10 protein-coding genes are annotated in these 14263 nt (G+C 35.1%); 2 read left to right on the forward strand and 8 right to left on the reverse strand.

Going from position 1 to position 14263, the window contains the following annotated elements; genetic code table 11:
* Nucleotides 1-22 precede the first annotated feature (22 nt).
* From cydC to BR52_RS08055, 5 genes are all read right to left on the reverse strand, one after another.
* Nucleotides 23-1795 (reverse strand): thiol reductant ABC exporter subunit CydC, encoded by a 1773-nt coding sequence (cydC, locus tag BR52_RS08035; RefSeq protein ID WP_034571240.1) that lies wholly within the window; start codon nt 1793-1795, stop codon nt 23-25.
* The gene (gene cydD, locus BR52_RS08040; protein ID WP_034571242.1) at nt 1788-3530 is read right to left on the reverse strand and encodes a thiol reductant ABC exporter subunit CydD; all 1743 of its coding nucleotides are present in this window, start codon (nt 3528-3530) and stop codon (nt 1788-1790) included. The genes cydC and cydD overlap by 8 nt, the downstream gene beginning before the upstream one ends.
* 2 nt (nt 3531-3532) lie before the next feature.
* Nucleotides 3533-4549, reverse strand: a complete 1017-nt coding sequence (gene cydB, locus BR52_RS08045) for a cytochrome d ubiquinol oxidase subunit II (RefSeq protein WP_034573695.1) — start codon at nt 4547-4549, stop codon at nt 3533-3535.
* Between the two features lies 1 nt (nt 4550).
* Nucleotides 4551-5969, reverse strand: coding sequence for a cytochrome ubiquinol oxidase subunit I (locus BR52_RS08050; RefSeq protein ID WP_034571245.1), 1419 nt, complete (start codon nt 5967-5969; stop codon nt 4551-4553).
* Nucleotides 5970-6127: 158 nt separating this feature from the next.
* The gene (locus BR52_RS08055) at nt 6128-7009 is read right to left on the reverse strand and encodes a helix-turn-helix domain-containing protein (protein ID WP_051915672.1); all 882 of its coding nucleotides are present in this window, start codon (nt 7007-7009) and stop codon (nt 6128-6130) included.
* Between the two features lie 116 nt (nt 7010-7125).
* Here BR52_RS08055 and BR52_RS08060 point away from each other — a divergent pair, with 116 nt between their 5' ends.
* The gene (locus tag BR52_RS08060; RefSeq protein WP_034571251.1) at nt 7126-7311 is read left to right on the forward strand and encodes a hypothetical protein; all 186 of its coding nucleotides are present in this window, start codon (nt 7126-7128) and stop codon (nt 7309-7311) included.
* A 209-nt stretch (nt 7312-7520) separates the two neighbouring features.
* On the opposite strand, the gene BR52_RS08065 is transcribed toward BR52_RS08060, so the two are convergent.
* Nucleotides 7521-9482 carry a fructose-bisphosphatase class III gene (locus tag BR52_RS08065; protein ID WP_034571253.1) on the reverse strand — a complete coding sequence of 654 codons (1962 nt, stop codon included), beginning with the start codon at nt 9480-9482 and terminating at the stop codon, nt 7521-7523.
* A 267-nt stretch (nt 9483-9749) separates the two neighbouring features.
* On the opposite strand from BR52_RS08065, the gene BR52_RS08070 reads away from it, so the two are divergent.
* Complete coding sequence (locus BR52_RS08070) at nt 9750-11036, forward strand: HdeD family acid-resistance protein (protein WP_034571256.1); 1287 nt, start codon at nt 9750-9752, stop codon at nt 11034-11036.
* Nucleotides 11037-11062: 26 nt separating this feature from the next.
* On the opposite strand, the gene BR52_RS08075 is transcribed toward BR52_RS08070, so the two are convergent.
* Together BR52_RS08075 and BR52_RS08080 are read right to left on the reverse strand one after the other, a co-directional pair.
* On the reverse strand, nt 11063-11779 hold the full coding sequence (locus tag BR52_RS08075) for a GntR family transcriptional regulator (protein WP_034571259.1): 717 nt from the start codon (nt 11777-11779) through the stop codon (nt 11063-11065).
* Nucleotides 11780-11893: 114 nt separating this feature from the next.
* Nucleotides 11894-14230: a glycoside hydrolase family 31 protein gene (locus BR52_RS08080; RefSeq protein WP_034571261.1), complete on the reverse strand. Its 2337-nt coding sequence runs from the start codon at nt 14228-14230 to the stop codon at nt 11894-11896.
* Nucleotides 14231-14263 lie beyond the last annotated feature (33 nt).

The following is a 14263-nucleotide window of genomic DNA, read 5'->3' on the forward strand; positions in this document are numbered from 1 at the left end:
AATGAACATCCTCTTTTTATGTTTATTCTCCTCGATCTAAACGATATAACGTTTGGTAACGTTCATTTGTAGCTAAAAGCTCTGTTGGTGTGCCAAAAATCTCAATTTTCCCATTTTCAAGAAAAATTACTTGATCCATTTGATTGACACCTTGTAAATGATGGGTAATCCAGATAATCGTTTTATCCTTCAACACATCAAACAACGTATCTAGCAATCTTTGTTCTGTGATCGGATCTAAGCCTACTGTAGGCTCGTCTAACAGCACAATTGGGTTATCCTGCAATAGAATCCGTGCCAAAGCTAAACGTTGTCTTTCGCCTCCAGAAAAGCGGCCACCAGCTTCTTCTACTAACGTATGAAAGCCTTCTGGTAAACTTGCAATCATTTCACCTAAACCCACTTGATAAAGCGCTGCAATCACTTCTTCGTCCGTTGCTTTTATATTTCCTAAGCGGACATTATTTAACACAGTCGTATCAAATAAATATGGATTTTGATTAATAACTCCAATCCAATTTGAAATGCCATCGCCAAATTCATAAGTTGGAATACCATTAATCGTTATTTCGCCTGCTGTTGGCATTAAATCGCCACGAAGTATTTTCCCAAGCGTACTTTTACCAGCGCCACTTTTACCTAACAACGCAAGTTTTTCCCCTTTTGCTAAAGTAATCGATAAATCATCAATAATCGTTTTATTGGTTTCTTCATAAGAAAATGACACATGCTGGATTTGAAGCTCTTGAAAGACCTCTTCTGTTAATCCTAGGGCGCGTTCACTTGCTTCATCAGCAGAATCATCGATCTTAGGCAAATCATTCATACGTTCCACTGAATCACCATAAATAGGCAATTCAGAAATAGCTTGAGGAATCGGTGCAAAAGCATCAATTAATGGAAAAACGGCTAGCACGAAAGCGGCAATCCAGTTGGCACCACCGCCATGATTCCCTTGAAAAACCGTACTTGTCCAAACTAAAACAGCTAGTGCAATTAACCCAAAGCAAAGCTGAACTAAGAAATCACGAACACGATCAAATCGTTTGATTTTTTCATCGTAATCACGAACTTCTGCTTCACTCGCTTCATAACTAGTGATAAAGTCATGCTTTCTGCCACTAAATAGCCAATCGCCTACACCTAAAACCGCATCTGTTAATTGATCGTATAAACCATTACGAGCGGTTTTTTGAGCGTACATTCTTGCACCGTTCACTAAAACCGATACTAATGGCATTAAAATTGTAACAACAGCTAGCATCAACAACATCATCAGTGCAAATGGAATTGAAAAGAAGCCCAATCCAATCACCACTAAAATATAAATACCCCATGAAATCAGTGTTGGAAAAATAGTTCGTAAATACAAGTTTTGGATGTGATCGATATCTTCTGCTAAAATAGCTAAAATATCTCCCGTCTTGTATTTTCCTTTAAAGAAGATTGCTTCTTTTTCTAAAGAACGATACAATTTCACACGTAAATCAGAGGTCATTTTCAACACCCAGTTATGACTAACTAAGCGCTCAACGTAACGAAACGTTGGTCTGCCAATCCCGAAGGCTCTCGTTAGTACAATGGGAACATAAACCAGCATAATATTTTCAGGTAAACTAGCCGAGCGACTAATTAAGTATCCTGAAACAAACATCAACGCACTTCCACAAAATAGCGTCATAAACCCTAAGAATAAAACAAGGTATAATAATTTACGATATTTTGCCATATAAGGCTTAACCCAGCTATCTTCGCTAAATGTTTGACGCATTTTTAGCATCATTTTTTTATTCATTTGGTAGCTCTCCTCTCATTTGATTCATCAAGGAGACATACGCCCCATTTTTTGCTAGTAATTCTTCGTGAGTGCCTGCATCCACAACTTTACCTTGATCTAAAACTAAAATCATATCCATTTCATTTGTCCAATGCAGACGATGAGTAGCAAAGAAAACTAAATGATTTTCCATCAAAGGCAGAATTGTCTCTTTCAAGGCGACTTCTGTTTCGATGTCTAAATGAGCAGTTGGCTCATCAAACAGTAAAATTTTACGTTCCGTCTCTAGAAAAGCTCTTGCAATCGCGACTCTTTGGGCTTGCCCCCCGCTCATCATTCGACCACTTTCACCAACAAAGGTATTCATCCCTTCTGGCAGCTCTTCAATAAATTCTTTCAGTCCTGCTTTTTGGGCAGCAATTAAAACCGCTTCATCACTTGCTTTTGGTTGATAAAAACGAATATTATTTGCTAACGTATCATGGAACAAATAAGGTTTTTGTGGAATATAAACCATTTCTTTTTGCCAATTACGCTGTGCAAAATGAGGGATTTTGGTACCATTTATTTCAATTTGAGTTCCATCGATTGGCTGTAAAAAACCACCAATTGTATCAATAAAGGTTGATTTTCCAGAACCACTGGCTCCGATCAAACCAATTTTCCCAAAGCCCTTCCATTCAAAATTCAACTCATCAATGGCTAAACGATCATTATTTTCGTAGGAAACCTTTAAGTTTTCGATTTTCAGTGTACTTTCAGCATTCCAAAGAGAGGCCTCATCTGATAAAACCTCAACATCCGTCGGCGTCTCTAATGCTAAAACATCCAAAATAGCACCCATGGCATTTTTCCCATCTAAGGTTGCGTGATAGTCGCTTGAAAATTCTCTTAAAGGCAAGAAAAATTCAGGTGCTAAAATCAATACTGTCAAAGCTGGCAATAACAACAGCGCCCCTTCAAGTAAACGCAACCCTAAGAACAATGCGATTACTGCAATGGATAAGGTTGTAAAAAAGTCTAGTGCAAACGTTGATAAAATTGCTATCTTCAACGTACTGATGGTGGCTTTTCGATAGCTTTCACTCACATCATGTACATTTTTACGGTATTTCTTACTTAGACCTAGTAACTTTAAGGTTTCCAAGCCTTGTAAGGCATCCACAAAATGATTTGATAAAATACGGTACGTTTCATATTGTCGATCTGCTTTCCCTTTAGCAGCATAGCCTAAAATAATCATAAAAAGAATAATGATTGGAAAAACAATAATCATGATTACACCTGAATCAACATCTAATGTGAAAACATAAATTAAGACAATCCAAGGTATCATCATCATATTCATCATTTTTGATAAAAATAAGGTGATGTAATTTTCCGCTTGACGGATACCTTCTAACGCCATTGTCACAACGTTTCCGGTTCCTGATTTTTGAACCATATTAGGCCCCAATGAAAAAACTTGATTCAATAATGCTTTTCGTAACTCTTTGCCTTTTTCATATGAATACTTATCTAGAAGATGTTCTCTAATTAGTGTCAATAAATGACGACCACCAAAAGCTAAAAAAAAGTACAGCATTCTGGTCAGCTGATGAGACAATCCTTCACCGTTCCATAATCCTGTAATTGAAAGGGCCAAATACCTAGCTTGAAAAATAATCATAAAAGCTTGCAGAAAAGAAATTCCTGCAAGCATTATCATCATTTTTTTCATGCCAGATAAACCCAATAAGCGTTTATCCATCATAATTAATATTTCACCGCTTTTTCCTTAGTAATTCGTTTGCGGAAAACGTAGTAACTCCAGCTTTGATACGCAATAACAAATGGCAAGATTGAAAGTGATAACCATGTCATTAGTTTTAACGTATACGGAGAACTTGAAGCTGTTTTAATCATTAAATCAAAGTCAGGTGAGATTGAACTTACCATGACACGTGGGAATAAACCAAAGAACAATAATGCGACTAAAGCAATTAAAGTCAACCCACTTGTGATAAATGACAACCATTCTTTGTCTTTATAAATTCCGTATGTTGCTAGTACACTTAGCAATACAATCACTACTAACCATGCTAGTGTTGATACAGGGTGAATATCAAAGAAGTCAGTTGAAACATACAACAAGCCTGCAAATGCTACTAACCCAACAAACAAGACTAAATATAATTTTTTCCCATAAGCTACTGCACGATCTCTTACTTCACCGATTGTTTTCAAACGGATGTAGTTAAAGCCATGTAACAAGCATAATAATGTTAATGCGACACCCCCAACAAGTGAGAATGGTGTAAAGTAAGACGTAAACGTTGCTGTCATATTTCCGTCAGCATCTAGTGGCATTCCACTTACCATACTGGTAAATAGAACTCCAAAAAAGAATGGTGGAATAATGCTTCCAAAGAATAATGTCCAATCCCAGAAGTTACGCCCTTTTTCTGTTTCCATTTTGCCACGGAACTCAAACGATACACCGCGGATAATCAAACCGAATAAGATTGTAAATAAAATCAGATAGTAGCCACTAAATACAGAAGCATACCAGTATGGGAATGACGCAAACATCGCGCCCCCAGCAGTTAACAACCAAACTTCGTTCCCATCCCAGACAGGACCAATTGACTCAATAATTTGTGAACGCTCTTCGCGGTCTTTTGCTAAAATACGAGTAGACATCCCAACACCAAAGTCAAATCCTTCTAAGAAGAAGAAGCCTGCGAATAGGACACCGATTAAAATAAACCACAAAAACTGTAAGTTACTGATATCACTCATCTCCGAAAGCCCCCTTTTCAAATGGATCTACATTTGCTTTAGAATCATGATCTTGACTTTCTAGCTCATGGTAAGGACCTTTGTCCATCTCTTTTTTCACAAGGTAAACCATTACGGCACCAAGGCCTGAGAATAAACAGAAGTAAATAATATTACTAATTAATAGCGACGTTGTTGAAACGTTTGGTGATACACTATCAGCAATCGTAAAGACGCCGTATACCGTCCATGGGTAACGACCCAATTCCGTAATCAACCAACCTGCTGTATTCGCAATAAATGGTACAAACGTACAAAATGCAATGACACGTAATAACCAGTTCATTTCCATTAATGTTTTCTTCTTATTGTTAAACCATAGACCAAGAATAGCAACTAATGATAAGAATACTCCACTACCAGCCATAATTCTGAAACTCCAGAAAAGAGTTCGAACCGGTGGGAAGTAATTCTGATTGCCGTATTTTTCAATCAATTCTTTATTAATTGACAGCATGCCTCGAATGGCACCTTCTGGTTTGTTAAATGAAAGAATACTTAATAAATAAGGGATTTCCAATGACCAAGTTGTTTCTTTCTTTTCAACGTCATGAATGCCTAGTAATGCCCATGAAGCAGGATCTCCAGAATCTTCATACAAACCTTCTGTTGCAGCAAATTTCATTGGTTGATCGTGTACTAAAGCTTTTGTTTGTAAATCTCCACTTAAAATAGAGCAAACGGCACCAATCAAGCCAAGTGTTAAGCCGATATTTAATGACTTTTTAAAGAATGATGTATCTTTTTTAGCTAGTAATTTAAATGCTGATAAACCAGCAACCACAAAGCCACCAAGAACTACCGCACCAAATAATACGTGACTAAATTCATACCATACTTGAGGACTTGTTAACAATGCACCAAAATCATTTAATTCAGCGCGTCCATTGTTTAACTCATATCCTACTGGATGTTGCATAAAGCTATTGGCAACTAAAATCCAGAAAGCCGACATCATCGAACCAAAGACCACTAACCAAATAAAGACCATATGAACTTTTTTACTGAATTTATCCCAGCCAAAAATCCACAATCCAATAAATGTTGACTCTAGGAAGAAGGCTAATAACGCTTCTACCGCAAGTGGCGCTCCAAAAATATCCCCTACGAATCGAGAATAGTCTGACCAGTTCATCCCAAATTGAAACTCTTGAATGATCCCTGTCACTACTCCAACAGCAAAACTTAATAGGAAAATATGTCCCCAAAATTTCGCCATGTCTTTATAGACATCTTTTTTCTTCACAACATACATCGTTTCCATGACAGCAACTGCTAAAGCTAATCCAATTGATAATGGCACAAAGAAATAATGAAAAACGGTTGTCATCGCAAACTGAAAACGTGCTAGTGTAACGATATCTAATCCCACTACAAAAAACCTCCTCTTTTTATGTTCATTTTCATAAAACTAATTTTGATATTAATTTTTTGAACTTCACTCTATATTATAATCATTATAAAAAGTTTTACAACCATTAGGGACAAAATTTCTGTTGACTTTCTAAAATTAGGTATGATATAAGCTTTTCAAATAACAGGATAAAAGTCCCACTTGATTAATTTTTCTTTTGTTAGTAACACCATTTTCTTATTTTCAACCCCTTGCGCAATTCCGTAAGCAACTGACATCTCTAAATAGGCCGTTTTTTGATCCCCTTCTACATAAGAAATACAGGCTTTCTCATAAAAAAGTTCTGCTAAATAGTAGCTATTGTGTAAGTCATTAGCAAACTGAATTCCTTTTTCAAGATAAATCCTAGCGTCGCTGTAGGCTTTCTTTTTACGATGAATCGATGCAATGTTGTAAAAAATCTTTGTGAGCAAGTATGATTTTTCATTCATGGATACACTGTTGATAGCCAATAAACTATCATGCAGATAGTTCATCCCCTCTGCCTCTGCTCCTAAATCAATATAAACTTTTCCTAAACAACTTAAAATCAATACTTCATAAGTAGTAAAATAATGATTATTAGGAGAATAAGTGTACTCTAAGGCCATTGTTAAATCATTTAATGCTCCTTTATAATCACCATCCACATAATAACGACAACTTCCCTTGCAATAATAATAAAATTGCAAATCCACATCCTCATGAAACTCGTTGATGCAGTTATTTTGTTTCAAAAATACTTTTAGCTGATCATATTGGTTATTGTCAAAATAATCACTCATCTTTTTTAACGTATCTTTATTTGAAGAAATATGGTTCACATTAGAAGAAACAGCTTTTTCCACAGAGATTCCAAGCCGTTCACACAATTGATGTAATACTACAGCATTTGGGACTTCGAGTCCACTCTCAATGCGGCTCAAGACACTTTGGGAGCAGATTTTTTCAGCTAACGTTTTTTGAGTCATATTATTCTGTTTCCTAAATTTTTTTATGGTGGAACCTAGATTTGCCATAAAGTGTCTCACTTTCAAAAAATATGCGAATTCGCATTTTATAATTTATATCATTTATTGCATAATGATGTTATTCACTTTTCATGAATAAAAAAGTTTATTGGAGGCGAAAACCAATGGGGTACGCTGATCAAATCATCTTCACATTAAATGAAAAAGAGTTTGAAGGATATATCGAAAAAGTTTATGAGAATTCCTTCTTAGTAATAGCGCTGAATTCAGACAAAGAATTCGATGAAAAATACCACGGCAAACTAATTGTCCGCAAATCAGATTGTCGGTTACTGGAAGCTTCTCATTAATAAAAACATGACCATCATTAGAATAAACTAGAAAAAAATAAGTAGACTTGTCTGCTTATTTTTTTATTTTACTAATAATATTAATATTTATTTTAACACTTTATTAGCAATGATGCTTTATTTATTTTTACGGGATCAGGCTTCATTCAAAAAAAGACTTGTTTTATTTCTTTTTAAGAATAAAAAATAAGAATCAGTTATTCTGACTCTTATTTTTGACTAATTACTCCATCTTGGTAGGCTTTTAATAACTTCTTTAGATCAATTAATTGTTTCATTAATTCCTGCCCTGTATCCGTTTCACTTACCTTTTTACGCTTTAATTCTAAATCAATTACGCGTCTTGTTGAAATAATATCTCGCTCATTTTCAATTGCATCCATCCTTGAAGTAAAAGGTTGATGTGAGGCTAATTGCATACCGTAGGAATTGTAAAGCAACGTATAACCTGCAAGGCCCGTTGTCTTTTGATATGCTTTTGAAAAACCACCATCAATAACAATCAATTTACCGTTTGCTTTAATAGGATTTTCACCGATGCGTTCCTTTACTGGAGTATGCCCATTAATAATGTGCCCACAAGTGGGATTCAGATGAAACTCTTCTAAAATCATACGACAACATTTTTCTGTATTTCGCAAACGATAATACGCATTTTTTTGTTCCTCATGCGTTTCTTTATCCTCAATAAAATAACGTTCAAAAGTTGTCATCTGATCTTTTCCAAATAATGAAGAAACCGCACCTGTCCATAAATACCAAATCAAATCTAACTCAGCTGTTTTATCAGTTTCTTTTGATAGCCAACTTTTTCTTAGCGCCAGTTCAAATTGATCTAACAATTGTTTCCCTTGATAGGAGATTCCCTTCAATTTTAATGACATCAAACTGCCATCTTCGTTTAATGGAACACAACCATGAATCAATAAATTATTATTATACGTTAAATACATACTGCCATGGCTGTAGAGAAATGACATATGTCGCTGCAATTTTTCACTGTGTTGAAACGCCTCACTTAATTTTTCAATGACTTGTTGCTCCTCTTCCGTTAAACAATAAGGGTCTAATGGATCAATTGTTGGAAAGTAAGCATTTATTAAGGGATAGACTTTTCCTTTAATCGTAATGGTTTGGTGGTTATAATCTATTTTAGATAAAAGTAGACGATCTTCCATTTGAAATTCTGGATGGCGTTTAATAATCGGGCCTTCCAATTTAAATTGAATCACCGCAATTGCTTGATGGATTTTCGTAATTTGTTGCAGCTCATCGGTTAAATAAGACGTCGTTTTTTGATCAATTTTCGGTGCAAAACAGGCTCCGCTTTCTTTTGAATAAACCCTTTCTGCAAACGTCAATAACGGTCTTAACGGAATACCATAGCCTTCTTCAAGAATTGATAAATTATCATATCGCGCGCAAATTCTTAATACATTTGCTAAACAAACTTGTGAACCACTTGCTGCACCCATCCATAAAATATCATGGTTTCCCCATTGAATATCCACAGAATGGTAGTCCATTAAGGTATCCATAATTTTATCAGGAAACGGTCCACGATCGTAAATATCTCCCACTACATGTAAATGATCTACCACTAAACGCTGGATTAAATAGGAGATTGCGCTTACAAATTGAAAACCTCGATTTAACGCAATGATACTTTGAATAATTGCATTATAATAATCTTCCTTGTCATTTGAATCGTTCGCCTTAAATAGTAATTCTTCTATTATATACGCAAATTCATTAGGAAGAGCCTTTCTAACTTTTGAACGTGTGTATTTTGACGCTACAAAAACGCACAGCTCTACTAAGCGATTTAAGGTAATTTTGTACCATTCATCAATTTCTTGTTGATTTTTTAAAGCTTCAATCGTCAACGTCATTTTTTCTTCTGGATAATAAATCAACGTAGCTAAATGAGTCATCTCTTTTTGAGTCAAACGATTACTAAAAATATCCTTGATTTTTTCTTTAATGTTTCCTGAACCGTTTCGTAGAACTTGTTGAAAAGCTTCATACTCACCGTGTATATCACTAATGAAATGTTCAGTACCTTTTGGTAAATTTAAAATAGCTTGCAGATTAATGATTTCAGTCGCTGTTTCACCAATTGTTGGAAATTCTTTTGCTAATAAAGTTAAGTATTTTTGATTATTGTTCATTTTGCAGCCCCCTCCATTCTTCATCACTAAATAGGTATACCAATGATTATAACACACATCCAATATAGTTTATATTAAAAACAATTAAACAATAAAAACGACTATACCAAATAAAAAAATAGATACATTCCTTTATTAATCTCGATAGTTAAGCAACGAGCGTCTTGACAAAATTTTGATTTCTTTCTATTAAGTGTTAAAATTAGAACCGATTGAATCCTATTTTTATCTATTAGGTAGATTATTTTTTATAAGAAAGGTCTTATTATGTCGACAACTCATTTAAACCGGCTTTATCTCTTTTTATCGAGCTTTGCCTTAATTCTCGTTGGGAGTATTATCTTAAAAATAAACACATCCTTGCTTTCTATTTTCACCTTGTTAATGATGTTGGCATTGCTAATCGATAGCCTGTCGCATTTTTCACAATTTTTATTAAAACGCAAACTAGATTTGAAAGTTTTAAAGGATAGTCTAATAAAAATTATACTTGGTTTGAGTTTTTATTTTTTTTCAACGATTTCGTATCAATTTTTATTTACTGTTTTTGGCTGTTATACGTTATTAAAAGGTTTTGCAAAGCTAGTCAGCTATCGCACTTATTATATAAATCAACTATCTGGAAGATTCACGCTTTTAGTAAGTGGACTATTTCTTTCCACTACAGGAATTTTGTTAATATTCTCACCTTTTCTATCCTTGGAACAAATTCTAATTGCTTTTGGCATTTACTTTATTCTATCAGGATGTGGCAACCTTTATTTGTTGCTGATGAGTTACCTTCCAAATTCAACCATCGACCGTTTGAAACGTAAAATAAAAATTACGCCTCCAATCTTTTTAGAAGCTTTTGTTCCAAAACGCGTTTTAACTGAAACAAATAAAATTTTAAAACCTAGTGAAGTTGTAAGTGAAAAAGCCGTTTTTTCAGAACGAAAATCAGATATTGTTCCTGATTTAGAAATTTATATTCATGTCACAGAAAAAAGTTTTGGCTCAATTGGTCATATGGATTTATGTTTTGATGGCGAAATTATTTCTTATGGCAATTACGATGAAGATTCGTATCACTTATTCGATACTATGGGCGACGGCGTTTTATTAACCACAGATAAAGCTTCTTACATTCCATTTTGTATTAAACACAGTCAAAAAACATTGTTTGGTTTTGGCATTCAGTTAACTCCTCAAGAAAAGCAAGATGTCGCAAATGCCATTAAAAATATCAAAGCTCAATGTTACGAATGGAAATCTAATTATAGTTTAGCTCTTGCCCAAAATCCTCTAGTTGACCAAACGATGTATCAAGACTACGCCAGTCTAGCTTGTTACCAAGCCAATAGTAAGTTATACAAATTTAATCGAGGACCATTTAAATCCTACTTTGTTTTAACAACAAATTGCTGTTTACTTTCCGATTCAATTATTGGTCCTTCAGGAATTGATTTGCTGTCTATGAATGGTATCTTAACCCCTGGAACCTATTTAAATTTTTTACGCCATGAATTTAAAAAACCGGATAGCGCTGTCATTAGTTATGATATTTACAATTAAAAAGGAGAGCCATTCGGCTCTCCTTTTTAGCTGCTTTTATTTATATCTAAAATTGTGTAACTACGCTTATCATACCGATGGCGGCTTCTAGAATATTCAAAAGGTTTGCCGTTTTGTAAGTAAACAACTTGTTCTACTTCAAGTACCGGGTCATGAGGAGCACACTCTAAATAATCAATGTCATACTCCGAAGCCTTGTCTGCATGTATTTTTCTAAAAGCTCCACCAAATACTAAACCTAAATCCTCTTTTAAATAACGATAAATTGATCCTAATAAAATATCTTCCGTTAATCCTGTCACAATATCTGACGGCATATACGTATGTTCAAGAACATAAGGTTGACCTTCTAAGCAGCGCAAGCGAATTAGTTTATAGACCGGCTGATTTTCTTTTAACATCAATTGTTCCATCACTTTTTCACTTGGAAATTCAATATCAAAGTAAATAATTTTACTTGTGATTTCTTTGTCTGGTAACTGTTTTGTTAATCCATCATATTCTTCTGCTTTTGTATCAAGTTGATTAATCAGTGCATTTTTCATTACAAATGTCCCCGCACCTCTTTGACGATAAATCAACCCTTCCATCGCTAAGATATCCAAGGCTTTTTTCATTGTCATGCGACTAACATCAAATTCTTTTGATAAGGTTACCTGATCTGGAATCAACGAATCTACCGGATAAACACCCTCTTGAATTCTTTTTCTAATAATTTTTGCGATTTGTTGGTATTTAACCATTGGAAATCCACCTCTTTGCTACTTCTTTTCTTTATCATAACCCATTTAATTTAAAAAGACTAGTCTTTTTGCGATTCACATCCAGTAAAAAACACACAATCCATTGATTGTGTGCTAACTTTCCATCGTATAAATCATTTCAAACAAGCAATCTGCCAACATTCGATTGGTTAAATTATTAATCATTCCAATTAACGGCAAACTTTCTTGAAAGGTGATAAAATGTTGATAAATCTCACGTTTTAGTGAATAACTAATATTCGCTTGATCTAATTTAGAAAATACCTCTTCTACAATCTGCTGACACTGAACTTCTCTGATACCTCTGAAATCAATTACTTTCGTGGTAGCTATCGCGAAATTTGTCCATTCCACTATCGCCGTTTTACTTTTCACATCAACTTCGATTGAACTGGCTAATTTCTGACTTGAATCTAATTCTACATTTCTAAAAAGACAAGTAATTTGACGATTTTTAGGTACTATCTCTAATTCACCCCTTAATGAAATCGTCAATTGCTGTTGCTTCCAATCAAGTTTAAAAGTCGTCTCTAAACAAGCATTTTCTATCTCTTCATACAAGGTAAACTCATTATCAGATCCTGGAAAAATATGCACTTCTAAATTCGTTGGTAAGTCTTCACCGTTTTTAGAACCATCTTGATTCATCGGAACAATCCCTCCCGCTTTGGCAAAAACAGGATAGTCCGTTTGACTGCGAAAAATTTTAAGCATTGTTCCACCTTGGTAACGAACTCCAGTAAAAAAATCATACCACTTACCAACAGGAAACCATACCACGACTTGACTTAATTTTAAATCACTATCGGACTTTGTTGTAATTGGAGCTACAAATAATTCTGTTCCAAAATAAAACTGATTGGGCACTTCATAAGCCAGCTCATCCATCGAATTTAAATAATACATCGGCATCACCAAGGGCAAGCCTTCCGTATGAGTCAAATAATTGATTGTATATAAATAAGGGACGAGTCGATGTCTTAATTGTAAAAAGTAGCGCATTGAGTTAAAAATCATATCATTAAAACGCCAAGGCTCTTTGCTGTTAAAAGGATTATCCGAACTATGAAGCCGATTGATTGGACTAAACGTTCCTAATTGCATCCAACGTAAAGTCAGCTCCTCATCATGAACCCCGTGATAATGACCGCCAATATCGTGGCTCCACCATGTATAACCGATATTTGTTGCCGTTGCTGTGAAATAAGGTTGAAAATCTAATGACTCCCAAGAAATTACTGTGTCACCAGAAAATCCAATTGGATAACGTTGACTGCCAGGACCGATAAAGCGAGATAGAATTAAACCTTCTGAGTGATTTTTCTGATTGTCTAAATAATGATAATGATTCAACAACCACATAGGATCTAACCCCAAAATTCGACTATTAACTCCCTGTTGCCAATCAATCCACCAAAAATCAACACCTGTTGCTTCCAGCGGATGATGCACGTCTTCAAAGTAAGCTTCTCTGAACAATGAATCTGTCAAATCAAACGGAGCCGGTTCTTCTTCTGCAGAATTTAAACCTAAGCGTTTTGCAACCCTCAAGTAAGGTTCCTCATACGCGCGAATGCCTTCTGCCGGATGAACATTCAAGGTTGTTTTCAATCCTTTTTGATGCAACCACGATAAAAATTCTTTTGGTTGTGGAAATAATTCAAGATTCCAAGTATAGCCCGTCCAGCCACTTCCAAAACGATCAGGAATGGTCGTTAAATGCCAATCCATATCAATTACTGCAACTGAAAACGGAATTTTTTCCACTGCAAATCTCCTTATCAATTCTTGATATTCCTTGCTTGAATACTGCCAATAACGACTCCACCAATTGCCCAATGCGAACCTTGGTAGTAAAGGTGGGCTTCCTGATAGATAAAAGAAATCCTTTAAAGACGCTAAATAATCCCGTCCATAAGCAAAAAAATAAAAATCTTGCCCATTGTCCTCCCGCTTTTTAAAATTGTAGTTCTCATCAATCAAAAATGACGCGGAATCATCTAATAAACTGTAGCCATTTTTTGCCATCAGGCCTTCCGACAACTTTGTAGCGCCATTAACTTTATCAAGGGTTCTTGCAGTTCCTTTTAAAGTGGTTAATTCATCACCAAAGGTCCATTGATCGTGGTAGCTTGCATAATCAAATTTTAAATCAATACTTAAATTTTGTGGCGTAAAAGGACCTTTCTTATAATATAAATGGAAATAGTTCGTAGAAATTTCTAGAATTCCTTTTTCTTCCGTTGCTAAAAATGTAACGGCTGGAAAATCACGTCTGGTGACAACTTGGGTACTTTGATCTTCAAAGGTACCATTTGCGGAATATTCCATCCGAATCAAGCGCTCTGTTAAAACCGTAAATCGATAATAACGACCTTGAATGACATTTTCTGGATTTGCTTCCCCTTGTAACAAAAATTTCTCTGCCATTCGCCTCTTCCCCCTTCGTTAAGATTGATAAAA

Origin of the sequence: Carnobacterium divergens DSM 20623 (genome assembly GCF_000744255.1) — a bacterium.
In the GTDB taxonomy this organism is placed as follows: domain Bacteria; phylum Bacillota; class Bacilli; order Lactobacillales; family Carnobacteriaceae; genus Carnobacterium; species Carnobacterium divergens.